Here is a 23,624-nt window from a genome sequence, read left to right as displayed (position 1 = left end):
TTCGCCAACATGAAACTTTTTGATGTTTATCCTATTAATGATATAATTATAGAAAAAGCCCTTGGATCCAACGTTTGGGACGATAAGGGAACACAATACCTGGACCTGTACGGTGGACACGCCGTAATTTCCATTGGTCATACGCATCCGCATTATGTAAAACGGTTAACAGACCAGCTGCATAAAGTAGGTTTTTATTCCAACTCAGTAAAGATGCCTTTGCAGGAGCAACTGGCCACCATGCTGGGTAAAGTATCCGGTAAAGAAGACTACCAGCTGTTTTTATGTAACTCCGGTGCAGAAGCCAATGAAAATGCGTTGAAACTGGCTTCTTTTTACAACGGTAAAAAGAAGATCATTGCTTTCAGAAAAGCCTTTCACGGCAGAACTTCCCTGGCAGTAGCCGCCACCGATAATCCGAAGATTGTAGCGCCGGTAAATGAAACCGACAACGTGGTGTTTTTGCCATGGGAAGATGAAGCAGCGCTGGAACAGGCTTTCCAGCAATATGAAGTATCTTCTGTGATCATTGAAGGGATACAGGGTGTAGGCGGTATCAATGTAGCGAGCGAATCATTCCTGCGGACAATCCGGACTTTATGCGACCAGCATAATGCGGTGTTTATCGCAGATTCCGTACAGTGTGGTTATGGTAGAAGCGGTAAGTTTTATTCTCACGATCATGCAGGCGTGCAGGCCGATATCTATAGCATGGCTAAAGGAATGGGTAATGGTTTTCCGATAGGAGCCATCAGTATTGCACCTAAATTCCAGCCGGTATACGGCATGCTGGGTACCACTTTTGGTGGTAATCACCTGGCTTGTGCCGCAGCACTGGCCGTACTGGAAGTGATCCAGGAAGAAAAGCTGGTTGAAAATGCCGCTGCCGTTGGCGCTTACCTGATGGAGCAACTGCGCACTTTTGATAAGGTAATAGAAGTAAGAGGCCGGGGATTAATGATTGGTATTGAGCTACCTGCAGAACTGGCGCATGTGAGAAAGGAACTGTTGCATACACATAAGATATTCACCGGTGAAGCCAAACCTAATGTGATCCGTTTGCTGCCATCACTGGCGTTGACCAAAGCACATGCCGATGAGTTCCTCGCCGCTTTCAGAAAAGAATTAAGTAAGTAACCATACAAACAGTACATATAGCAGGTAGTGTGCCTTTAAAATCTTTCCACTACCTGTTTAAAGCCTATAAGCGAAATGAAACAATTTATTTCTACAGCAGATGTTCCCAGTGTCCCGCGGTTGGTGGACATTGCGTTGAACTACAAGAAAGATCCTTTCAGGGATAAGGAATTAGGTCAGCATAAAACAGTGGGAATGATATTCCTGAATCCCAGTTTGCGAACACGGTTAAGTACACAGATTGCAGCGAAGAACCTGGGTATGGAAGCTATTGTGTTTAACATCGACAAGGAAGGATGGGCGCTGGAAATGAATGACGGAGTAGTGATGAACGGAAATACTACCGAACACGTTAAAGAAGCGGCCGCCGTAATGGGGCAGTACTTCGATATCATGGCTATCCGTACTTTTCCTGGTTTAAAGAATAAAGAAGAAGATTATACAGAGAAGTATATCAACCAGTTTATTAAGTATGCCGGGGTACCGGTGGTGAGCCTGGAAAGCGCTACCCTGCATCCTTTGCAGAGTTTAACGGATGTAATTACCATCAAGGAGAACTGGCAGCAGGCCCGTAAACCTAAAGTGGTGATGACCTGGGCGCCTCATGTAAAGGCGTTGCCACAGGCTGTTCCCAACTCATTTGCCCAATGGATGAATGCCTGGGGAGAAGCAGACTTCGTAATTACTCATCCGAAAGGGTATGAGCTGGATGAGAAATTTTCCGGTAATGCCCGTATTGAATACGACCAGGATAAAGCCCTGCAGGATGCGGATTTTGTATATGTGAAGAACTGGTCGTCGTACCATGATTATGGTAAAATTACCTGTACAGATCCCAGCTGGACATTTACCAATAAGAAACTGGCACTCACTAATAGCGCTAAAGTGATGCACTGCTTGCCTGTAAGAAGGAATGTAGTCATTGCAGACGAAGTACTGGATGGTCCTCAATCTATTGTGATTGAAGAAGCAGGCAACCGCGTATGGGCTGCCCAGGCTGTTTTGAGTGAAATACTGAAAGGATCATTATGATTGACTTATTTATCATTAAAGTAGGCGGAAACGTAATCGATAACCCGGCATTGCTGCAAACCTTCCTGGAGAAGTTTGCAGCAATACCCGGTAAGAAAATCCTGATACATGGCGGCGGAAAAATCGCTACCCGTATCGGTGATAAGCTGGGGATCGAATCTAAATATGTAGATGGACGCCGTATCACCGATGCAGACACCATCGATGTGGTGACCATGGTATACGGTGGACTGGTAAACAAACAGCTGGTGGCCAAATTGCAGGCCAATGGCTGTAATGCGATCGGTTTAACCGGCGCAGATGCTAACATCATCCCTGCCGTAAAAAGACCTGTAAAGGAAATTGATTACGGTTTTGTAGGAGATGTATATACCGAAAAACTGCACATTGCGCCCCTGCAAACCTTGCTGGAAGCAGGTGTTACGCCAGTATTTGCACCGCTTACCCACGACGGTAACGGACAGATCTTAAATACCAATGCAGATACCATTGCCTCTTCCCTGGCCATTGCCCTATCCGCCTTCTATAGCGTGCGGTTGATTTATTGCTTTGAAAAGAAAGGCGTATTGCGTGATCCGAACGATGATGAAGCGGTGATTAACCTGATCAACCAGGAAATTTACCAGCAGTTATTAGCAGAGAAAGTATTGTCAGATGGGATATTACCCAAGCTGCAAAATGCTTTCGGAGCTATTGGCAATGGCGTGAAAGAAGTACTGATAGGACATGCAGATGATGTGCTGAGTAATACAACAGCGAAAGTAGCAGGTACTTTAATATGCTAACCTATGTGGAACGAAAAATTATATGATGTGGCCGTGGCGCTGTTGAAACAGATGATCGCTACTCCTTCATTAAGCCGGGAAGAAGACGGCACCGCACAACTGATCAGTGATTTCCTGACAGCCATGGATATTCCGCATGAGCGGCATCTCAATAATATCTGGGCTTTCAATAAACATTACGACCCCGCCAAGCGTAATATACTGCTGAACTCCCACCATGATACGGTAAAACCCAACCCGCAATATACCCGCGACCCATTTAGTCCGGATGTGGAAGATGGTAAACTGTACGGGCTGGGCAGCAATGATGCCGGTGGCTGCGTAGTGAGCCTGGTAGCTACTTTCCTGCATTTTTACCATCGCAGTGATCTTAGCTATAACATCATTCTCACTACCACGGCAGAAGAAGAAATCAGCGGCCCCAACGGGATAGAAAGTATTTTATCACGATTACCTGCTATCGACTTTGCCATCGTGGGAGAGCCTACCCAAACACAACTGGCGGTGGCAGAAAAAGGCCTGATGGTGCTCGATTGCACCAGCACCGGTAAGGCGGGTCACGCTGCCAGGGAAGAAGGAGAAAATGCGCTGTACAAAGCATTACCTGATCTGAACTGGTTTAAAGATTACCGCTTCCCGAAAGTATCAGACGCACTGGGACCGGTGAAAATGAGCGTAACCGTTATCAATACTTCTAACAAAGCACATAATGTAGTGCCTGCCGACTGCTCCTTTGTAGTAGACGTACGCGCTACAGATCAATATACCCTGGAAGAGTTGCTGGATATCATCCGGGCAAATGTATCCTGCGAGGTAAAGCCAAGGTCTACCCGTATGCGGCCTTCATTTATCCCGATGGATCACCCATTTGTTCAGGCAGGTATCAGCATAGGAAAAACCTGTTACGGTTCCCCTACTACCTCCGACCAGGCATTGATTCCAGCCACTTCTGTAAAGATGGGGCCTGGCGATTCCGCCCGTTCTCATACTGCCGATGAGTACATTCATTTGCAGGAGATAAAGGATGGTATTGACAGTTATATCCGTTTACTCGAAATGATACAATAACATGAACTTCGAGCCCGTACTGGAGAATAAACGCGTGTTGCTGCAGCCTTTACAGGCATCGCACCTGGATGCCTTATGGGAAATTGCGTCGGATGCTTCCTTGTGGGCTATCCAACTGTATACGATCGACCGTAAGGAGGATTTGGAGAAATATATCCAGGTTGCCCTGACAGACCGGGCGGCGGGTTTATCTGTTCCTTTTGTAATCATCGACAAACAGGAAAACAGGGTGGTGGGATCTACCCGTTATATGGGACTGTCTTTGCCCAACAAACGCACGGAAATCGGCGCTACCTGGATCACCCCTTCCCTGCATGGCTCCGGGCTGAACAAGGCCATGAAATATGCCATGCTGCGGTACGCCTTCGAGGAGCTGGACCTGAACCGGGTAGAATTCAAAACCGATGAGCTGAATACACAATCGCGCAATGCTATCCTGAGCCTCGGCTGCACACAGGAAGGCATTTTTCGCCGGCACATGATCACCAGTACCGGGAGGATACGCAATACCGTGTATTTCAGTATGCTTCGGGAAGAGTGGCCTGACGTGAAACAGCGGGTATTTGGTAAATATGATTTTTAAGTTCACGCAAAGGCGCAAAGATTTTTGAACTAAGTTTATAGGAGTATTCCTTTGCACCTTTGCTGCTTTGCGTGAAAAAAACTATAGCATTATGAAATTGTGGCAAAAAGATAAAGTTTCCCTGGCTTCCGTAGAACAATTTACGGTAGGGAAGGATCGTGAAATGGACGCTTACCTGGCACCCTTTGATGTGCTGGGATCTATGGCACATATCACCATGCTGCAAAGTATCGGGCTGCTGGAAGCGGAAGAACTGACCGTATTAAAGCAGGAGTTAAGAAATATCTACCATGAAATACAGGCAGGTAATTTTAAGCTGGAAGAAGGGGTAGAAGATATTCACTCCCAGGTAGAATTACTGTTGACCCGCCGTTTGGGCGAAGTCGGTAAGAAGATCCACAGTGGCCGTTCCCGCAACGACCAGGTGCTTGTAGACCTGAAATTATTCCTGCGCCATGAGTTACAAACCATGGTTGAAGAGGTATTAGCGCTGTTTCATCTTTTACAGCAAAAGAGCGAGGAATATAAAGGTCACCTGATACCAGGATATACGCACCTGCAGATTGCTATGCCATCGTCTTTCGGATTATGGTTTGGCGCTTATGCAGAAAGCCTGGTAGATGACCTGACTATGTTACAGGGCGCTTATAAGGTGGTGAATAAAAACCCGCTGGGCTCTGCGGCCGGTTATGGTTCTTCGTTCCCCCTTAACCGTGAGTTGACTACTTCCTTGCTGGGCTTCGAAGCGCTGAACTACAACGTAGTGTATGCGCAGATGGGGCGTGGTAAAACAGAAAAGATCGTTGCATTTGCATTATCAGGCATTGCAGCTACCATTGCTAAAATGGCCATGGACGCCTGTTTGTTCATGAACCAGAACTTTGGTTTCATCAGCTTCCCAGATGAGCTGACCACCGGTTCCAGCATCATGCCGCATAAAAAGAACCCGGATGTATGGGAGCTGATTCGCTCGCATGGCAATAAATTACAGGCATTGCCGAATGAAATTGCAATGATGATCACTAACCTGCCTTCCGGCTACCACCGCGATTTGCAGCTGTTGAAAGAAAACTTATTCCCCGCATTTCAAACGTTGAAGGATTGTATCCGTATGAGCCGTTTGATGCTGGAAAATATACGTATTAAGGAAAATATCCTGGAAGATGAAAAATACCAGTACCTGTTCAGCGTAGAAGTGGTAAATAACCTGGTGTTGCAAGGCACGCCTTTCCGTGAAGCGTATAAACAGGTGGGGATGGATATTGAAAAAGGTACTTTCTCTCCTGATAAAACAGTGGCGCATACCCATGCAGGAAGTATCGGTAACTTATGCACAGAACAGATTGCAGCGCAGATGGACCTGGTAGTAAAAGGATTTCCTTTTGAATCGGTAGACAAGGCGCTGGAGCAGTTGTTGAATAACTGACCATACAGTATACTATAATTCTTTTTAGAGAAACCGTCCCATGAATAATGGCGACGGTTTCTCTATTTTTAGCCATGCTATCTTGTTGTTTTCCTGGCAATGCCGTAGGCCAGTAATGCTATCTTCCCGAAGAATAAATAGATATTGACAATTTAGCGCCCAGATAACGGTAAATCTCCGATTATTCGTTAATTCAATTGTGGCGGGCTGTATGGACGATGATCATGTATTAATCTTCAACAACATTAACAGTTTGAACAAATGAAAAAGAGATTGCTGCAGGCGTGCCTTTCGGGCGCCCTGTTTTTATCAACCAATGTTATTTACGCTCAGCAGGACGCCGGTTTGGTGGCCAATGCACAGGAGCCGGAAGCCATCAGGGATGCACGTATGCGCTGGTTCCGGGATGCCCATTTTGGTATGTTTGTACACTGGGGCCTATACAGTGTTGCTGCCGGTGAATGGAACGGCAAAAATTATGACGGCTGTGTAGAATGGTTACAGAATATGGCAAATGTACCGGCAGCAGAATACGCCAGCAAGTTGACACCCCTTTTTAAGCCCAAAAAAGATTTCGCCCGGGAATGGGCTAAAACAGCCAAGGACGCAGGCTGCCGCTATGTGATCTTCACCAGTCGCCACCATGAAGGCTTTGCGCTTCATGATAGCAAAACCACCACTTTTGATGCGATGGATGTGACCGGCCGCGACCTGTTTCGCGAAATCGTGAATGCCCTGCATGAACAGGGACTGCGGGTAGGCGTTTACTTTTCGCTGCTGGACTGGCATCAACCGGATGCTTATGTAGAACATGGTTTGCCTGCACCAGGCGGCGTAAAGAATGATACCCGTGATAATGCGAAGTATGTTGCCTACATGCATCAACAGGCGGAAGAGATATTTTCCAATTACGGGCCTATCGATGTAGTATGGTGGGATTACAGCTCCAAGGAGATTCAAGGCGAAAAATGGGGTGCTAATGCGTTGGTAGCCATGGTGAAGAAGCATCATCCCAACATCATCATGAATAATCGCTTATATGCCTTCGATAATAACAATGAATACACCCGCGCTAACGGTGACCTGGTAACGCCGGAGCAATTTATCCCGGAAACCGGTTTTAAAGGCATGGACTGGGAATCGTGCATGACCATGAACGGTACCTGGGGATATAGTAAGCACAACGATAAATGGCATACCGGGCAAGAGCTGGTGCGCAATATGATCGACATTGTATCCAAAGGAGGGAACTACCTGCTGAATGTAGGCCCTATGGGCGATGGTACTATCCCTGGCCAGAGTATCACGCTGATGCATGGCATTGGCGATTGGATGCGGGTAAATAGCGAAGCGATTTATGGTACGCGGGCCAATTCCATTGGCCGTGTAAACTGGGGACGTATTACCACCAAGCCAGGCAAATATTTCCTGCATATCTTCAGCTGGCCGGCAGATAACCGTTTATATGTGCCGCTGGCGCCGGATGCCGGTGTACAGCCACAGGCTTACTTCCTGGCAGATGCTGCCCATACGCCGTTACGGGTACAAACAGATGAACGCGGTATATTCATTGACGTTAGTAACCGCGCCTTTAAAAATAATAATGCCACCGTGGTAGAACTGGATGTTACCGGTACTTCGCTGCTCTCAAAAGGTATATTCCCTGAAAAGGATGGCAGCTATATGTTGCCAGCCGGCGATGCACAGCTAACAGGCGGTATTGTATATTCAGAGGGGGAAGTGCCAGCATTATGTAACTGGATGAATGTGGAAGGCAAGGTTACCTGGCGGGTAAATGTAAAGCAACCCGGTGAGTATAAAGTGGTGTTAAACATGGCCTGTACAGATGCCTCCGCTGGTGCTAAGATCGGGGTGGCAGCGGGTAATACTGATTTGAGCGGCACCGTAAAGAGTACCGATAATAGTTGGGCTGCTTATAAAGACTGGGCACTGGGCACTGTTACCTTTGAACATGCCGGTACTCAAAACGTAGTGATAGACGCAGTCACCAAACCTGGTTTGGGTGTAATGAACCTGACAAAGGTGCGTCTCATTCCTGTGAAAAAATAAATGACCTTTTATGCAAAACGGGGTGTTGATCTACGCGATCAACACCCCGTTTATATGTTTATCTCTTTAAAAACCTACGGTAACACCCGCAAAGAAGTTAATGCCCGCCATGGGATAGTAATAGCTGTCGTAAGCCACCCTGTTGCCTTTTAGGTCGTAGCTGCTATAAGTACTACCATTGGGCTCATATTTGGTATTGAAAATATTGTTCAGCATAAACTGTAATCCCAGCTCGCGGAATAACTGTTGCGGTACTACGTAGTTGATACGCAGATTGCTCACAAAGTAAGGATCCAGGCTGCCGTTTATGTTGGAGGTGTTGTCCATATACTGGCGGCTCACATATTTACCCAATACATCGACGTTAAGGTTTTTTACCGGCTTTACAGATAATGTTAACCCTCCTACGAAAGAAGGAGAGAAGGAAATATTGGTTTTGTTGAATACCTGTGTATGTGTGGCGCCCAGCGAATCGTAAGTAACGGCGTGATAGTCGAGTACTTTATTCTGGCTCAGCGCTGCATTGGCGGCCAGGGTTACTATGCTGGCCAGCTTTACAGTACCGTTTACTTCAACACCCATGCGGTAGCTTTTTGGAATATTCGTACGCATATAGGCTCCTACATCAGTGAGCATACCAGTTTGTACCAGCTGATTTTTGTAATTCATATAGTATACGTTGGCCTGAACGGCAGCGATGTTATTATTCCAGGAATAGCCGGCCTCTACATCGCGCAGCACTTCCGGTTTGGGAGTAGCTACGCCATAGTTGTTTTCAAAGTCGCCGCGGTTGGGCTCTTTGTTGGCGATGGCAATGGAGGCAAACACGCGGTTGGTAGGATTGATGGCGTAGGAAATACCTGCTTTGGGATTGAAGAAATTATAGTTGACATGTGCAATATAAGCAGGCGCCGCTTCGAAGCCATCCATGTTGTACATGATGTTACGGTATTGCAGATCCACAAAGAGACTGAGCGCGCTGGTAAATTTATATTCGCCTTTCCAGTAAACGTTGAAGTCGTTTTTCGCAGCAGGGTAGCGGTAATATTCATGATCTTTATCAAACTGGGTATCTGCCCAGATCACTTTACCGAAGTGGTCGCCGGTATACCTGTTCCAGCCGCCACCCAGGCTCCAGTTGAGCTTTTCGCCGGTACGGTTTACAGAAAATATACTGCCATAGAAATAGTTGTCCAGCCATAACTGGTTGATTAAATCAGCCGAATCTCTTTTAACGCCGTTGATGTTGATAATGGGAATGCCATAATCAGCGAGGCTTTTGTGGCCGTTATAATTTTCGTAATAGCCTCTTCCACGGGTAAGATGGAAGGCTACGTTGAAGTTTAAGTTGGATTTGATTTCCTGGTTCAGGAACAACTGGTAATGATCCTGTTGGTAGTTGTCGGTTTGATTATCATAAGGAGCGCCGGGTTTGTCGGTGCCGGCCATGTTGTAAGTCCTGTCTGTGGCCAGTAATGCTTTAGGCACACCATACCATGCCTGGTATGTTTTTTCTTTTCCGGAGAAGACATTAAGCCGTATGGCTGTCTTTTTAGAGATATATGCCGCGGAGGTATAGAAAGAGCGGAGGTCGGAAGAAGCACGGTCGATGTAACCATCGGAGCTGATCTTAGACAGGCGTGCATCGATGGTGAAGTGATCGTTGATCAGGCCGGAACCTGCTTTTACCGTATGTTTCCAGCTATTGAAAGAACCGTAGCTGTTGCTGATTTCGCCGTAAGCTTTTTCATTGAATTCGTTGGTGCTGAGGTTGAGGGTAGCGCCAAAAGCGCCTGCGCCGTTGGTGGATGTACCCACGCCGCGTTGCAATTGAATGCTGCTGACAGAAGAGGCAAAGTCGGGCATGTTGACAAAGAAAGTTCCCTGCGATTCCGCGTCATTTACCGGGATACCATTCACGGTAACGTTGATGCGGGTGATATCGGAACCACGTACACGCATACCCGTATAACCTATACCGGTGCCGGCATCGGAGTTGGTTACCACGCCGGGTTGCTGATCCAGTAGTATGGGCAGGTCTTGTCCCAGGTTTTGTTTTTTGATATCAGCAGCCGATATCGTGGTGTTAACGAACGGTGCGTTTTTACCTGCGCGGAGGCTGCTGATTTCCACTGGTTTTACCAGCAGTCCGGTTTCTTCGAGGGTAATATCCTGTAGCAGGGTATTGTTATGCGCCTGGATGGTGGTGCTGAAAGCCCTGAAGCCAAGGTAGCTGGCCGTGAGGATATAACTTCCTTTTTTAGGGAGCCGTATATTGAATTGACCTTTGCTATTGGTTAATGTACCTGTTTGGTTGATGGAAATAGTAACGCCTTCCAGTGGCTGGCCATTGGTTTTGCTGGTCACCGTGCCGGTTACCAGCGATTGTGCATGTAAAGCGCCCGCTATAGATAGCAGCGCTAATAACATTAGCTGTTTCATGTAAGTATATGTCTGTTTTCTGTTTTCGTCATTCCTAACCAGCATTACCTGGTCCAGGTTCATTGGGTGTGATCTCAGCCTGAAAGTAAGGCACCCCATGTGATCACGCAAAGGCGCAAAGTAAATAAGCAACAAAGAAAGTAAGGATCTTTGCTCCTTTGCTTCTTTGCGACTTTGCGAGCCTGCGATAACAAAGGTATAGCTGTATTCATTAAAAAGCAGAATTTATTTTTTGGTGGAGTGAAAATGGTGTAAATTCCATGGATACTTCTCTCAGTCATCTTTTATAAATTTTTAACCATTTAAATCTTTATTTCTGATGATCAAGCTTCAGTTAATCGGGCATTTAGGCCGCGATGTAGTGAAAAAAGAAGTCAACGGGGCCACGGTATTTAATTTCCCGGTTGCCGTGAATGAGCGTTTTAAAAACGCGCAGGGCATACTGGAGGAAAGAACTACCTGGGTAGACTGTTCGTTATGGGACAAGGGCAATGTAGCTCCTTACCTGACACAGGGAGTGATGGTGTATGTAGAGGGCGCTCCCAAAGTGGAAGCGTATGTAAGCAGCAACACCGGCGCTTTATCGGGTGCATTAAGACTGAGAGTTTTTTCTTTGCAATTACTCAGCCGCAGGGAAGAGGAAAGAAGAAAAGCTTTCACGGAAGTACCCGTTCCCGAGGCAGAGCCCGTACAGGAACAGCCCGCTGACGATCTTCCATTTTAAATGTATATCAAGCATTCCAATATGAAAGCCAACCTTTTATGGTTGGCTTTTCCTGTTTCTCTGAAAAAGATTTGGCGACAATTAAATTATTCTTATCTTTGCACCCTCATTGCGAGGTAGAGCAGAGGTAGCTCGTCGGGCTCATAACCCGAAGGTCAGTGGTTCGAATCCGCTCCTCGCTACAAATAGCGTTCAACGCACCAAGAAATAAGGGCCGAAGAAATTCGGCTTTTTTTATTGCTACCAGTTCAGGTTGTCACAACAGTCTTTTAAATATCATCATGCATAAAGCAGGTTTTGTAAATATTTTCGGGAAGCCCAATGCGGGAAAGAGCACATTGCTGAATGCCATTATGGGCGAAAAGCTGGCGATTATATCTCCTAAAGTGCAAACTACCAGGCACCGGATTACAGGGGTGTTGACAGAGCCCGGTTATCAGATTGTGTTTTCTGATACCCCGGGGATCATTGATCCCAAATACAAGCTGCATGAGAAAATGATGGGTGCGGTAAAATCTGCCCTGGAAGATGCCGACGTGGCATTATTGATTGCAGACGCCAAAGATTCGCTGGAGGAAAACCTGGAGCTGTTCGATTCCCTGAAGCTGAAAGTACCGGTAATCCTCATCCTCAATAAAATGGATAATATCATGAAAGAAGATATGGCTGTTTTATTGGAGCGTGCAAAAGCCTGGGGCAAAGCCACGGAAGTGGTAGCTATTTCTGCCATGCAGAAAAAAGGTATCAAAGAACTCCTGGCGGCTATCGTAAAATTGTTGCCCGAGGCAAATGCTTTCTACCCGGATGATACACTAACGGATAAGTCTACACGCTTTTTTGTAGCAGAGATGATCCGTGAAAAAATATTCCAGCTGTTCGAAGAGGAAATTCCTTATCACACTACGGTAATTGTTACACAATTCCAGGAGAAGGATACCCTTACGAAAATAACGGCGGAGATTATCGTTACCCGCGACACCCAGAAAGGAATTATCCTGGGAGAAAAGGGAAAATCTATCCGTGAGATAGGCACCCTGGCACGCCAGGATATAGAGAAGTTTATAGAGAGAAAAGTATTCCTGGAGCTGTTTGTAAAAGTGAGAGGAAAGTGGCGGGATAATGACACCTTCCTGAAGGAATACGGCTATTAAAGAGTGAAAAATTCCTGGATGTATTATCCAGGTTAGTACGACAAAATATATAATAACATGGCAGGATTTACAGTAGCTATAGTAGGTCGTCCCAACGTTGGTAAGTCAACGTTGTTTAATCGTTTATTGGAACAGCGCAAGGCCATCGTGGATGACCAGAGTGGGGTAACCCGTGATCGTCAGTATGGTATTGCTGACTGGAATGGTAAAACTTTCAACGTAATTGATACGGGGGGATTTGTATCCAATAGTGACGATGTGTTTGAGCGGGAAATCCGCAAGCAGGCGAAAGTGGCCATAGAAGAGGCCAACCTGATTATTTTTATGTGTGATGTAACCACAGGTATTACAGACCTGGATTCGGATGTAGCAGATATCCTGCGCCGCGCATCCAAACCTGTATTACTGGTAGTTAACAAGGTAGATAACAGTCAGCGTCAGCTGGAAGCTACAGAGTTTTACAGCCTGGGCTTTGAGCATATTTTCTTCCTCTCGTCTATGAGCGGAAGCGGTACCGGCGAATTGCTGGATGAAGTGGTCAATTACATAACCCCTGAAATGGGAGAAGCAACTGTAAACTCAGATTTGCCTAAAATTGCCATTATTGGTCAGCCTAACGTAGGTAAATCATCTTTGCTGAACGCGTTGATCGGCGTAGAACGCAACATCGTTTCCGATATTGCGGGCACTACCCGTGATACGATTCACACCCATTACAACATGTTCCAGAAAGATTTTATGCTGATTGATACCGCTGGTATCCGGCGTAAAGCGAAAGTGCAGGAAGACCTGGAATTTTATTCTGTGATACGTGCCATCAAGGCCGTAGATGAATCGGATGTAGTGATGTTGCTGCTGGATGCAGAGAAGGGAATTACTGCACAGGATCTGAGTATTTTCAGCCTGGCAGCGCGTAAAGGTAAGGGTGTGGTGATCCTGGTGAATAAATGGGACCTGATGGAGAAAGGCACCAACACGGCCCGGGATTACGAAAAGGAACTGAAGCAACGCCTGGCGCCATTTTCTGATGTGCCCATCATCTTTACATCCGTAACAGAGAAGCAACGTATTTTCAAAGCAATAGAAACCGCGCTGGAAGTGTATGATAACCGCTTACGCCGGATACAGACTTCCGTGTTGAATGAAATAATGCTGAAGGCGATCGAATCGTATCACCCACCGGTAGTAAGAGGAGTGCCTATCCGTATCAAGTATGTAACGCAAATACCTACCCATACACCGGCATTTGCCTTTTTCTGTAATCTCCCCGATGATGTTAAAACGCCTTATCGTAATTACCTGGAGAACCAGATCCGCTCAAACTTTAACTTTAAAGGGGTGCCTGTGAAGATATTCTTCAGGAAAAAGTAAAACCCGTGTTAAAAAAAGCTATCAGGTTTTGTATTTTATAAAATTTGTATACCTTTGCGCCGGTTTTAAAAAACAAAACGAACTAAAATGAAAAAATTATTTGTATTCGCAGTTGCCGCTGGTATGTTCTTCGTAGCTTGTAACGGTGGTAGCACTCCAGCTGCTGATTCTACTGCAACTCCAGCTGTTGACACTATGAACGCTGCTCCAGTAGCTCCAGCTCCAGCTGATTCTGCTGCTCACGTTGATTCTGCTGCAACTGTAGCTCCTGCTGCTGATTCTGCTGCTGCAACTAAAGCTAAGTAAGATATTATTTCGTATAATATATCTTTCTTGCAAGAAATTAAGAAGCCCATCGCTTATGCGGTGGGCTTTTTAATTGCATATAAAAAAAGGGAAAAATATATTTAGTCTTCCAGTATGCTCGCCAGGTTCATCAGTTCATCCTGCTTGTATGCATCTTTGTCATCCCGGAAACATTTGGATAATTCTTCCAGCAGGAACTGGATAATCCGTTTGTTGGACTGTGGTTTAAAATAAGAGGGAACGGAAGGCACCGATACTCTTTTCAGGTAAGTATCTACATCCTGCTGTGTATAAATTTGTCCCTGGATAGGATCTATAAAGAAGAGGATGCGATGGTCGGCAGGATCTACCGGCGCAGAAAAATCGATGTAACTATCGAAATACGCCAGGATAAACTGCCTGGGTATATTAACGGCATATACGGGCAAATCCAGCATGGCGCACAGGCTTTGATAGATGATACCATTGGTAATGGGATTGCCTTTCTTGGATTCTATCACCTGGTTAACGAAAAACTGGTTTTTACGCTGGTAGGATACTTCTTCCCCTTTTAATCCAAAGTAATTATAGACCATGCTGTTCAGCACATTGATCTGTTCCAGTGGCGTCAGGTAATTATTAAGCTCCAGCCAGATATTACGTTTAATCCGATCTATTTCTGTTAAAATCTGTGTGTCTATGAGGTCGGGAAACTGGTACCGGGATGCCAGGATAGCTCCCTGCAGCAACCCCTGGGAATCTGAAAGTCCCCACGCACGTACCGCCGCCTGCAAATCCTGGTAATGTACCCGATGAATGAGCAGCTCTATCCTTTCCTGAATAGCCTCGTCAACCGTATTCTCCCACAAATTCTCCAGATTGGGAATGATATCTTTACCGTACAGTAATATTTTACTGGCAACAGTGTCAAATACCTCCAGATCAGGATCATCCAACAGGTGGAACAAAGCGTTTATTTCTCTGTTTTCGTTCATGCCATTATTATGATCCCGTGATAATCATCAAATAATGTGATCCTGTTGGCAAATTAAATAATACGCATATCACTCACACTGCAGTTATTTTCCTTGCCTTCATTTTTCATCATCTGTTACCACGGCGTTATTCAGCTTTCTTCTTACGAGGCGGCGCTTTTTTCTTTGGTGGATTGGCCTTCACATCTTCGATGATTGCTTTGGCTTCTTCCACGGTGATGTCGGCAGCCGTTTCAATTTTTTCTTTCGGTATTTTATAATTCTTCAGGCCTTGCTTAATGTAAGGGCCATAAGGTCCTTTCAGTATCTGGATCTTTTCCTTTTCGAATATCTTAATGGTGCGTTCGTCTTTGGCCGTACGTTTTTCTGCGATCAGCGGAGCTACTTCATCCAGCTCCACGGTATATGGATCCATTTCCTTTTTCAGGGAATAGAACTTTTTATCATGTTGCGCATAAGGTCCGAAGCGGCCAATATTGATGATCACATCCGTGCCTTCAAACAGTCCCAGGTTGCGGGGCAGTTTAAACAACTCCATGGCTTCTTCCATAGAAATGGTTTCGATGCTTTGGGTAGCTTTCAACTTGGCAAAACGTGGTTTTTCCTCGTCTTCCACACTTCCTATCTGGATCATGGGGCCGTAGCGTCCCATACGGGCTACCACCGGTTTGCCGGAGGCGGCGTCTACACCCAGCGGGCGTTCGCCTTTCACTCTTTCGGCATTTTCCAGGGTGTTTTCCACATCTTTATGGAAAGGAGAATAGAACTCTTTCAGCATCTTATTCCATACCTTTTTACCGCTGGCAATTTCATCGAATTCCTCTTCAATTTTGGCGGTAAAGCCATAGTCCATTACATTGTTAAAGTACTGGTTGAGGAAGTCGGTAACGATCATACCCAGGTCGGTAGGGAATAATTTAGATTTTTCTGCACCTGTATTTTCAGCTTCTGTCAGTTTACTGATCTTATCGGCTTTCAGTATCAGGATGCGGAAATCTCTTTTTACGCCTTCTTTATCTCTCTTTTCTACGTAGTTACGTTTCTGTATAGTGGTAATCGTCGGAGCGTAGGTAGATGGACGACCAATACCCAGTTCTTCCAGTTTCTTTACCAGGCTGGCTTCTGTATAGCGTGGAGCCGGGCGGGAGAATCTTTCGGTGGCCTTCATTTCTTTCAGGTCCAGGGATTGTTTTACTGCCAACGGAGGTAAAGATCCTTCCTGTTCTTCGGTTTCATCTTCGTCATCATGGCCTTCCAGGTATACTTTCAGGAAACCATCAAATTTCAATACTTCTCCACTGGCGGTGAGCTCATCGTGGTTGGTAGAGATATCGATTTTTGCGATGGTTTTTTCCAGTTCGGCATCTGCCATCTGGCTGGCGATGGTACGTTTCCAGATCAGTTCGTACAGTTTGCGGGTATCGCTGTCATCCACCGTGGCGTTTTCCATGTAGGTAGGACGGATGGCCTCGTGCGCTTCCTGTGCGGACTCGTTTTTATTTTTGAATTTACGGTGCTGGTGATATTTTTCACCGAAGTTGCCCTTGATCGCTTTTTCAATTTCAGTGATGGCCGTATCGGAGAGGTTTACCGAGTCGGTACGCATATAAGTGATATTACCGCTTTCATACAGCTTCTGGGCCAGCAACATGGTTTTGGAAACGCTGTAGCCTAGTTTACGGCTGGCTTCCTGTTGCAGGGTAGAAGTGGTGAAAGGTGCTGCCGGCGATTTTTTGCCAGGTTTAACCTGGATATCTTTTACCGTATAAGCGGCGCCAACGCATTCCTGCAGGAATTTTTCGGCGTCTTCTGCGGTCTTAAACTTACCAGGACCTTCTGCTTTGAAGGAAATGCTTTTACCATTGATGTCTTTACCGGTAAACCACGCTTCTACTTTAAAGGTGCTAACCGTCTGGAATGCATTGATTTCTCTTTCTCTTTCCACGATCAGCCTCACCGCTACCGACTGCACACGGCCGGCAGAAAGGGAGTTGCGCATGCTCATTTTGCGCCACAATACCGGGGAAATTTCAAACCCCACGATACGGTCCAGTATACGGCGGGCCTGCTGCGCATTTACGCGGTCCATATCCAGCTTGCGCGGATGCTGAACGGCATTTTCGATGGCCGGCTTGGTAATTTCGTGAAAAACAATACGCTTGGTAGTTTTTGGATCCAGGTTCAACACCTCACACAGATGCCAGGAAATGGCTTCCCCCTCACGGTCCTCATCCGTTGCCAACCATACCTCATCGGTATCTTTCGCCAGCTTCTTCAGTTCCTTCACCACCTTTTCCTTGTCGTCCGGGATCACATACTTCGGCTTAAAGTTATTTTCTATGTCTATCCCCATGTCATCCTTCTCCAGATCACGTATGTGACCGAAGCAGGACTTGACTTCAAAGTCTTTGCCCAGTATTTTTTCTATGGTCTTGGCTTTCGCCGGGGACTCAACTATAACTAAATTTTTTGCCATGTATGCTTCTTTAATGTGCTGCTAAATACGCAAAATTCTGTGAAATAATTACTTCAATGAATTCTGCAATGATATAAAATTATATTGATATTGGTTGATATGGTATCCATTCCCACCAGATATTTTCCACCGGGGATGTACAATATGATGACCATTCATGATGGTTCGTTATCAAATAATTAACTATTCAGGCTTATAGAAAGACATCAAACACCGGCCATTAATATATATGATAACAGTTATTCCCGAGGGTGGTTAAAGATAATGAAACTATTAATATCGCTAATATTGGAAAAAAACGGCCAATTGCCCATTACCTGGGGGAGATGATTTTCAGGTTGGGGCGTTGCGGTGCAGGCTGGCAATTTTGGAAACGGGAGCTGCCGGGCGGCCAGATCCACCTCGTTGATACAATAGTCTTTATATTTGGGAACGTGTGCAAAAACGGCCCACCCATTAAATCGCGTATATTAGAAAAGGTAATCTTCCTGTATGGCGGTTGGCAGACGGGTATTAATTTAAAACTAATTACAATGGATATAGTCATAGTTGGCACTGGCAATGTAGCACATTGTTTCGGACAGCTGCTGAAGATTCATGGTCACCAGGTAAAGCAGGTGGTGAGCCGGCAGCTGGAACATGCCCGGGAATTGGGGGAAATGCTGAACGCAGCCTATACAAACGATTTACAGGACATTAATATGGACGCAGACATTTACCTGCTGGCGGTAAGCGACACGGCCATATCGGAGTTGAACGACGAGTTACGCCTGGGTAAGCGTATTGTAACGCATACCGCCGGAGCAGTTCCTTTATCTGCTATCTCCCGTATATCTTCCAATACAGGCGTGCTGTATCCTTTACAGTCTATCCGCAAGGAAATTAAAAGTTATCCACCTATCCCGGTCATGCTGGAAGCCAGCAGCGATGAGGTGCTCCGGCGCCTGCAGGCATTGGCCCAGAGCATTTCCGGTAGTGTTACCGTTACCACTTCAGCACAGCGGTTGAAATATCACCTTACCGCGGTATTGTGTAATAACTTTACCAATCACCTGATCGCCCAGGCCAAAGCGTACTGTGAAGCCGAGCAGCTGGATTTTAACCTGCTGCAACCTATTATAAAGGAAACTTTTGACCGCCTGGAAAAGTATCCGCCTGAAACGGTGCAAACAGGACCTGCCCTGCGCCAGGATGAAGCCACCATGCAGCTGCACCGGCAGTTGCTGGCCGGCAACGAATACCTGCAGCTGGTATACCAGGTGATGTCTGACGCTATTTACCAGTTTCATAATAAATAGAGAATTACTGAGCTGTTAATCCGTAATTGGCTATTTTTGGCCCCATGAACGTATTGGCTTTATTTAAATCTATCAGCACTTTTGTGCTGGACGTGGACGGTGTATTAACAGATGGTACCCTGCAATTGCTGCCAGGAGGGGAGATGTCCCGCAAAATGAATATCAAGGACGGCTATGCCATGCAGCTGGCGGTGAAAAAAGGATACAAGGTGGTCATCATCTCCGGGGGAAAATCGGAGAGCGTGGTAAGCAGATTACAGGGATTAGGTATAAACGATATCTATACCGGCGTACATGATAAAAAGGAGAAGTTGCAGGATTATGTGTTTGAACATGACCTGCGTTGGGAGGAGATTTTATATATGGGAGATGATATCCCGGATTACCTGCCTATGCAGCTGGTAGGATTACCTACCTGCCCCGCAGATGCAGCATCAGAAATAAAAAGCATTTCAAAATACATATCCCCTCTGCCCGGAGGCCATGGATGCGTAAGAGAAGTAATGGAAAAAGTGCTCAAACTGAACGGACATTGGTTAATGGATGAAGGAATTGCATCGAAATAATAAAAGAGAAAACTATGAAGCTCTGGGCTGCATTTTTTAAACTGATCAGGTACCCAAACCTGGTATATATTGGCCTTACCCAGTTTCTACTGCAATATTGTGTAGTAGAACCGGTATTACGCAGCTCCGGGGAAGAGCCCTCCCTGCCTGTTCCCCAGTTTGTATTATTGAGTTTATCGACTATACTGGTGGCCGCTGCCGGCTATATCATCAATGATTATTTCGATATCAACATCGACATTGTGAATAAGCCAGATAAGATGATACTGGATAAAATTATCAGCCGGCGCTGGGCCATGGCCTGGCATACTATGCTGAATATGGCCGGCGTATCGTTGGGCTTCCTGGTTGCCTGGCGTATCGGCCAGTTTTACCTGGGCTTTACCCAGGTAATATGTTCCCTCTTGCTGTGGTTTTATTCTACCTCGTTTAAAAGACAGGTACTGATCGGTAACGTGGTCATTTCCTTGTTAACCGCATTAGCCGTGGTAGTGGTAGGATTCTACGAAAAGCAGATCTACCATAGCTTTGAAGCCATCATGTCGGCTACCGGCCGCAAACTGATCCAGGTAATTGGCGTATACGCGTTGTTTGCTTTCCTGATTTCGATGGTCCGGGAAATAGTAAAAGACCTGGAAGATATGATGGGCGACAGCAAAGATGGTTGCCGCACCCTTCCGATTGCCTGGGGAGTACTCGCTGCCAAACGCGGGTGTAATATACTGTTGCTGGCATTGGTAGTGATTATTGCCGCGGTGGAAATCCGTGTGTGGATATTGGAATGGTATATTGCCATCGCTTACCTGGTATTGTTTGTACAACTGCCATGCCTATACGTTTACCTGCAGCTGAAAAAAGCTACACTGCCGGCGCATTACCATAAAGTAAGCACGTTGGTAAAAGTTATTATGCTGACAGGCATTTTATCGATGATATTTTTTAAACTGTATTTATAGTGATGTATAAAGGAACACGGGTTATCCTGGCTTCCCAGTCACCGCGCAGAAAGCAGCTGCTGGAACAGGCAGGCATCCCTTTCGAAGTGAAGGTGGTGGAAACAGCGGAAACTTTTCCACCGGGATTAGCCATTGTTGATATCCCGGTGCATATTGCCCGTCAGAAGGCAATCGCCGTAAAAGCATTATGTACTGATACTGATATAATTATTGCCGCAGATACTGTAGTGGTGTTGGATGATACCATTATCGGGAAACCGAAGGACCGGGAAGATGCCATTGCTATTCTTTCCCGTTTAAGTGGGCGGGAACATCGTGTAATTACCGGTGTGGTGATCCGGAAAGGCGCCGATGAAACAGCGTTTTCCCATACAACAGCTGTGCACTTTAACCGGTTAACCACCGAGCAGATCACCTGGTATGTGGATCAGTTTAAGCCTTATGATAAGGCCGGCGCTTATGCCATACAGGAATGGATTGGCGCAGTAGGGATTGATCGTATCAACGGCTGTTTCTACAATGTAATGGGACTACCGGTAAGCAAGGTAGTAGCGGCATTGAACCAGATATAATTCGAACGGCGCAGGGAACTGCGCCGTTTTCATGATTGGTTTTTGCTTACTTAATATATTTACTCCAATACGAGGACATTCACGTCTTTATTTTTCAGCCAGCCGGCTTCTTTCAGTTTCTGCAGGTTAATGGTACCTACTACATAACGCCATTCTGATGATTCATACTTTTCAGAGATGCTGAAAAACTCTGCCAGGTCCACCTGGTTAGGTGTCTTATAGCGCAGGTATATTTTCAGTTTTACGTCGTTGGTAAAGCTGGGCTGATTATTTTGCTTAATCTTTTTATACTCGTAGCGATAGTTGTACAGCAGGGCAGAAATATCCGACAGTACGGCACTACCGGTAGCGGTACCGCCAGCTCCTTTACCTACAAAGAACTGTTTATCGGTGAAGGCGCTTTCCAGCAGGATACCATTGTATTCGTTGTACACATCAAAGAGCAGGTTATGTTCTTTGATCAGGTGCGGCAGCACATAGGCAGATACATGGCCATTCTGGCGGCGGCACTGTGCAATCAGCTTGATGGTACAGTTACGTTGTTTGGCAAACTGTATATCAAAATCGTTCAGGTGGTGAATACCAAAATTGAACACTTCTTCCGGTTTTACGAAAGTACCGAATGCGTGCAGGAGCAGGATAACGATCTTAAATTTAGGATCATATCCTTCAATGTCGAGGGTTGGATCCGTTTCGGCGAAACCCAGGTCCTGCGCCTGTTGCAGGGCAGTTTCGAAGCTGAGGTTTTCTTCGAATATTTTCGTGAGAATATAGTTCGTAGAGCCGTTACAGATACCTTCTACCGCATTGAGCAGATCATTGTCGTAGTATTCTTCCAGGTTGCGGACAATGGGAATACTGGCGCAGCTGGAAGCTTCGTACAGGAAGGGCACTTTGTTTTCGGCCTGTAACTGGTACAGGGCAGGCAGGTTTTCTGCGATCATGCGTTTGCTGGCGCTTACCACGGCTTTACCGTTACGGAGGGCGGTGCTTACGATTTCAAAGGCTGCTTCTGTATCATTGATCAGTTCTACTACAACGTCAATGGTCGGATCTTCCAGGATTTCGTTTTTATCCGTAGTGAAATAGCTGTTGTCGATGGGTCTTGACTTGTTAGGGTCTTTAATACAGATCTTTTTGATACGTGCATTGATACCCTTGGTTCTGTTCAATACTTCATAGAGGCCTTGTCCTACGACGCCGAATCCGAAAATACCTAAATTGATGATCTTATTTTCCATACTTTTTTTGAGCTTTCGCCTTTGGCAGTGAGCCTTGATACTACCAGGATTGATCAGGTTCCGATGGTGTCAAAGTTGTTACTAACTGTCAACGGCTTATTGTAAAACAGTGATTTGCTTGCCGGCTGGATGATTTAGTTTATCCAGTGCCTGTTTCAGGTCGTTGATCAGGTCATCGGCATCTTCAATACCTACTGATAAACGGATACAGGAGTCCTGTAGACCTGTTTTTTTCCGGAATTCTTCCGGGATGTTGCGATGTGTCATGGTGGCCGGGTGGGCCAGCATACTTTTTACGCCGCCGAAGCTTTCTGCCAGCTTAAATAGTTTAGTGGCATTTACGATGCGGATCGCGTTTTTTATGTTGTCGCTTTTCAGGGAAAAGCTCACCAGTGCGCCATAGCTCTTTTGTTGTTTACGGGCAATATGATGATTTTTATGTGTAGCCAGTCCGGGATAAAATACTTTATCCACCGCAGGGTGGGCAACAAGCCAGTTGGCGATAGCCGAAGCGTTGCTGCATTGTTTTTCGAACCGGAGGTATAAGGTTTCAATACCGCGTATCGTAAGCCAGGCTTCAAACGGGCTTAATATACTCCCCGAGATATTTTGATTATAACGGATCTGGTCGGCCAGTACCTTAGAATTGGCTACTACCAGTCCGGCTATTACATCGCAGTGGCCTGCCAGGTATTTGGAGGCGCTGTGTATCACAATATCGGCGCCCAGCGTTAGCGGTTGTTGTAACAGGGGCGTGCTGAAAGTGTTGTCTACTACCAGCAGTATATTATGTTGTTTGGCAATTTTGCTGATAGATTTTATATCAGAAATGCGCAGTGTTGGATTGGTAGGGGATTCCAGCCAGATGATTTTTGTATTGGGAGTGATAGCTGCCAGTACTTTATCGAGATTGCTGGTATCTACGAAATTAACTTTGATACCGAAGCGTTCAAACATGTGGTTAAAGATCTGGAAGATGCCACCGTAGGTATCTTCCACCGCCATGATTTCATCGCCGGTTTTTAACAGCTTCAGTACCGCATCAATGGCCGACATGCCGCTGGCAAACGCAAACCCTGCAAACCCCTCTTCCAGGTTGCAGATCAGGTCTTCCAGCACTTTTCTCGTAGGGTTGTTAGCCCTCGAAAACTCAAAGCCTTTATTGATGCCCGGTGATTCCTGCACAAAGGTGGATGTTTGATAGATAGGCACAGAAATGGCGCCTGTCAGTTCGTCTACCGGAATGCTATGAATCAGTTGTGTTGCTGTTTTCATTTGTTAAAATATTTTAATGATGTTCAATGTGCACAAAAATCTGCTGCAACTTTATCATTAAAGATCAACTTAAACAACGACAAATCCATGAATGGGGTGGGAAGTGGGCATAAAAAAAGCTCTTCCATGGTGTTGGAAGAGCTTTCTTAGAAAGTTATATATAGCTGTGAA

At 45.8% G+C, this 23,624-nt stretch carries 20 protein-coding genes, 1 tRNA gene and 1 riboswitch; of the genes, 16 read left to right on the top strand and 5 right to left on the bottom strand.

Annotation, left to right across the window (positions count from 1 at the left end):
* The first annotated feature begins 9 nt into the window (after nt 1-9).
* The 7 genes from HGH91_RS15300 (at nt 10) to HGH91_RS15270 (ending at nt 8,101) form a co-directional block, all read left to right on the top strand.
* Nucleotides 10-1,137, top strand: a complete 1,128-nt coding sequence (locus HGH91_RS15300; protein WP_168739555.1) for an aspartate aminotransferase family protein — start codon at nt 10-12, stop codon at nt 1,135-1,137.
* A gap of 75 nt (nt 1,138-1,212) precedes the next feature.
* A complete protein-coding gene (locus HGH91_RS15295; protein ID WP_168739553.1) occupies nt 1,213-2,169 on the top strand; it encodes an N-acetylornithine carbamoyltransferase in 957 nt (318 codons plus the stop codon).
* Nucleotides 2,166-2,954, top strand: coding sequence for an acetylglutamate kinase (gene argB, locus HGH91_RS15290; protein ID WP_168739551.1), 789 nt, complete (start codon nt 2,166-2,168; stop codon nt 2,952-2,954). The genes HGH91_RS15295 and argB overlap by 4 nt, the downstream gene beginning before the upstream one ends.
* Nucleotides 2,955-2,957: 3 nt before the next feature.
* Nucleotides 2,958-4,022, top strand: a complete 1,065-nt coding sequence (locus tag HGH91_RS15285; RefSeq protein WP_168739550.1) for a M20 family metallo-hydrolase — start codon at nt 2,958-2,960, stop codon at nt 4,020-4,022.
* Nucleotide 4,023: 1 nt separating this feature from the next.
* On the top strand, nt 4,024-4,605 hold the full coding sequence (locus HGH91_RS15280) for a GNAT family N-acetyltransferase (protein ID WP_168739549.1): 582 nt from the start codon (nt 4,024-4,026) through the stop codon (nt 4,603-4,605).
* Between the two features lie 91 nt (nt 4,606-4,696).
* Nucleotides 4,697-6,031 carry an argininosuccinate lyase gene (gene argH / locus HGH91_RS15275; protein WP_168739548.1) on the top strand — a complete coding sequence of 445 codons (1,335 nt, stop codon included), beginning with the start codon at nt 4,697-4,699 and terminating at the stop codon, nt 6,029-6,031.
* A gap of 261 nt (nt 6,032-6,292) precedes the next feature.
* A complete protein-coding gene (locus HGH91_RS15270; protein WP_168739547.1) occupies nt 6,293-8,101 on the top strand; it encodes an alpha-L-fucosidase in 1,809 nt (602 codons plus the stop codon).
* A gap of 66 nt (nt 8,102-8,167) precedes the next feature.
* Here HGH91_RS15270 and HGH91_RS15265 read toward each other — a convergent pair whose 3' ends face one another.
* A complete protein-coding gene (locus HGH91_RS15265; RefSeq protein ID WP_168739545.1) occupies nt 8,168-10,543 on the bottom strand; it encodes a TonB-dependent receptor in 2,376 nt (791 codons plus the stop codon).
* A 14-nt stretch (nt 10,544-10,557) separates the two neighbouring features.
* A riboswitch (TPP riboswitch) is annotated at nt 10,558-10,651 on the bottom strand.
* Nucleotides 10,652-10,862: 211 nt separating this feature from the next.
* Between HGH91_RS15265 and HGH91_RS15260 the strand changes: the two genes are divergently transcribed.
* From HGH91_RS15260 to HGH91_RS15240, 5 genes are all read left to right on the top strand, one after another.
* Nucleotides 10,863-11,267 carry a single-stranded DNA-binding protein gene (locus tag HGH91_RS15260; RefSeq protein WP_168739543.1) on the top strand — a complete coding sequence of 135 codons (405 nt, stop codon included), beginning with the start codon at nt 10,863-10,865 and terminating at the stop codon, nt 11,265-11,267.
* A 110-nt stretch (nt 11,268-11,377) separates the two neighbouring features.
* Nucleotides 11,378-11,449 (top strand) — tRNA-Met (locus HGH91_RS15255).
* A gap of 99 nt (nt 11,450-11,548) precedes the next feature.
* Nucleotides 11,549-12,418, top strand: coding sequence for a GTPase Era (era, locus tag HGH91_RS15250; RefSeq protein WP_211092308.1), 870 nt, complete (start codon nt 11,549-11,551; stop codon nt 12,416-12,418).
* Between the two features lie 57 nt (nt 12,419-12,475).
* Nucleotides 12,476-13,789 (top strand): ribosome biogenesis GTPase Der, encoded by a 1,314-nt coding sequence (der, locus tag HGH91_RS15245; RefSeq protein WP_168739541.1) that lies wholly within the window; start codon nt 12,476-12,478, stop codon nt 13,787-13,789.
* Nucleotides 13,790-13,876: 87 nt separating this feature from the next.
* On the top strand, nt 13,877-14,095 hold the full coding sequence (locus HGH91_RS15240) for a hypothetical protein (RefSeq protein WP_168739539.1): 219 nt from the start codon (nt 13,877-13,879) through the stop codon (nt 14,093-14,095).
* A 101-nt stretch (nt 14,096-14,196) separates the two neighbouring features.
* Here the strand turns inward: HGH91_RS15240 and HGH91_RS15235 are convergent, their stop codons facing one another.
* A complete protein-coding gene (locus tag HGH91_RS15235) occupies nt 14,197-15,069 on the bottom strand; it encodes a transglutaminase-like domain-containing protein (protein ID WP_168739538.1) in 873 nt (290 codons plus the stop codon).
* Nucleotides 15,070-15,196: 127 nt separating this feature from the next.
* Nucleotides 15,197-17,545: a type I DNA topoisomerase gene (topA, locus tag HGH91_RS15230; RefSeq protein ID WP_168739536.1), complete on the bottom strand. Its 2,349-nt coding sequence runs from the start codon at nt 17,543-17,545 to the stop codon at nt 15,197-15,199.
* Between the two features lie 533 nt (nt 17,546-18,078).
* On the opposite strand from topA, the gene HGH91_RS15225 reads away from it, so the two are divergent.
* The 4 genes from HGH91_RS15225 to HGH91_RS15210 are packed head-to-tail and all read left to right on the top strand — an operon-like array spanning nt 18,079 to nt 20,937.
* The gene (locus tag HGH91_RS15225; protein WP_168739534.1) at nt 18,079-18,843 is read left to right on the top strand and encodes a Rossmann-like and DUF2520 domain-containing protein; all 765 of its coding nucleotides are present in this window, start codon (nt 18,079-18,081) and stop codon (nt 18,841-18,843) included.
* Between the two features lie 44 nt (nt 18,844-18,887).
* Nucleotides 18,888-19,409 (top strand): KdsC family phosphatase, encoded by a 522-nt coding sequence (locus HGH91_RS15220; protein ID WP_168739532.1) that lies wholly within the window; start codon nt 18,888-18,890, stop codon nt 19,407-19,409.
* A 14-nt stretch (nt 19,410-19,423) separates the two neighbouring features.
* Nucleotides 19,424-20,365: a geranylgeranylglycerol-phosphate geranylgeranyltransferase gene (locus HGH91_RS15215; protein ID WP_168739530.1), complete on the top strand. Its 942-nt coding sequence runs from the start codon at nt 19,424-19,426 to the stop codon at nt 20,363-20,365.
* Nucleotides 20,366-20,367: 2 nt separating this feature from the next.
* A complete protein-coding gene (locus HGH91_RS15210) occupies nt 20,368-20,937 on the top strand; it encodes a Maf family protein (protein ID WP_168739529.1) in 570 nt (189 codons plus the stop codon).
* A 59-nt stretch (nt 20,938-20,996) separates the two neighbouring features.
* Here the strand turns inward: HGH91_RS15210 and HGH91_RS15205 are convergent, their stop codons facing one another.
* Both HGH91_RS15205 and HGH91_RS15200 read right to left on the bottom strand, forming a co-directional pair.
* Nucleotides 20,997-22,178 (bottom strand): homoserine dehydrogenase, encoded by a 1,182-nt coding sequence (locus HGH91_RS15205; RefSeq protein WP_168739527.1) that lies wholly within the window; start codon nt 22,176-22,178, stop codon nt 20,997-20,999.
* 96 nt (nt 22,179-22,274) lie between these two features.
* A complete protein-coding gene (locus tag HGH91_RS15200; RefSeq protein WP_168739525.1) occupies nt 22,275-23,453 on the bottom strand; it encodes a trans-sulfuration enzyme family protein in 1,179 nt (392 codons plus the stop codon).
* Nucleotides 23,454-23,624: the final 171 nt, after the last annotated feature.

The organism is Chitinophaga eiseniae, from assembly GCF_012641265.1.
Taxonomy (GTDB): Bacteria; Bacteroidota; Bacteroidia; order Chitinophagales; family Chitinophagaceae; genus Chitinophaga; species Chitinophaga eiseniae_A.
Note: the sequence above shows the minus strand (reverse complement) of the source record. Positions and strands in the feature narration are given on the sequence as shown.

Bases quoted from the DNA above. Each gene is read 5' to 3' on its own strand.
- HGH91_RS15285 (WP_168739550.1), top strand. From the start codon at position 2,958: ATGTGGAACGAAAAATTATATGATGTGGCCGTGGCGCTGTTGAAACAG.
- HGH91_RS15270 (WP_168739547.1), top strand. From the start codon at position 6,293: ATGAAAAAGAGATTGCTGCAGGCGTGCCTTTCGGGCGCCCTGTTTTTA.
- topA (WP_168739536.1), bottom strand. From the start codon at position 17,545: ATGGCAAAAAATTTAGTTATAGTTGAGTCCCCGGCGAAAGCCAAGACC.
- argB (WP_168739551.1), top strand. From the start codon at position 2,166: ATGATTGACTTATTTATCATTAAAGTAGGCGGAAACGTAATCGATAAC.
- HGH91_RS15210 (WP_168739529.1), top strand. From the start codon at position 20,368: ATGTATAAAGGAACACGGGTTATCCTGGCTTCCCAGTCACCGCGCAGA.
- HGH91_RS15235 (WP_168739538.1), bottom strand. From the start codon at position 15,069: ATGAACGAAAACAGAGAAATAAACGCTTTGTTCCACCTGTTGGATGAT.
- der (WP_168739541.1), top strand. From the start codon at position 12,476: ATGGCAGGATTTACAGTAGCTATAGTAGGTCGTCCCAACGTTGGTAAG.
- HGH91_RS15220 (WP_168739532.1), top strand. From the start codon at position 18,888: ATGAACGTATTGGCTTTATTTAAATCTATCAGCACTTTTGTGCTGGAC.
- HGH91_RS15300 (WP_168739555.1), top strand. From the start codon at position 10: ATGAAACTTTTTGATGTTTATCCTATTAATGATATAATTATAGAAAAA.
- HGH91_RS15215 (WP_168739530.1), top strand. From the start codon at position 19,424: ATGAAGCTCTGGGCTGCATTTTTTAAACTGATCAGGTACCCAAACCTG.
- HGH91_RS15280 (WP_168739549.1), top strand. From the start codon at position 4,024: ATGAACTTCGAGCCCGTACTGGAGAATAAACGCGTGTTGCTGCAGCCT.
- HGH91_RS15295 (WP_168739553.1), top strand. From the start codon at position 1,213: ATGAAACAATTTATTTCTACAGCAGATGTTCCCAGTGTCCCGCGGTTG.
- HGH91_RS15200 (WP_168739525.1), bottom strand. From the start codon at position 23,453: ATGAAAACAGCAACACAACTGATTCATAGCATTCCGGTAGACGAACTG.
- HGH91_RS15260 (WP_168739543.1), top strand. From the start codon at position 10,863: ATGATCAAGCTTCAGTTAATCGGGCATTTAGGCCGCGATGTAGTGAAA.
- HGH91_RS15225 (WP_168739534.1), top strand. From the start codon at position 18,079: ATGGATATAGTCATAGTTGGCACTGGCAATGTAGCACATTGTTTCGGA.
- HGH91_RS15240 (WP_168739539.1), top strand. From the start codon at position 13,877: ATGAAAAAATTATTTGTATTCGCAGTTGCCGCTGGTATGTTCTTCGTA.
- HGH91_RS15265 (WP_168739545.1), bottom strand. From the start codon at position 10,543: ATGAAACAGCTAATGTTATTAGCGCTGCTATCTATAGCGGGCGCTTTA.
- argH (WP_168739548.1), top strand. From the start codon at position 4,697: ATGAAATTGTGGCAAAAAGATAAAGTTTCCCTGGCTTCCGTAGAACAA.
- era (WP_211092308.1), top strand. From the start codon at position 11,549: ATGCATAAAGCAGGTTTTGTAAATATTTTCGGGAAGCCCAATGCGGGA.
- HGH91_RS15205 (WP_168739527.1), bottom strand. From the start codon at position 22,178: ATGGAAAATAAGATCATCAATTTAGGTATTTTCGGATTCGGCGTCGTA.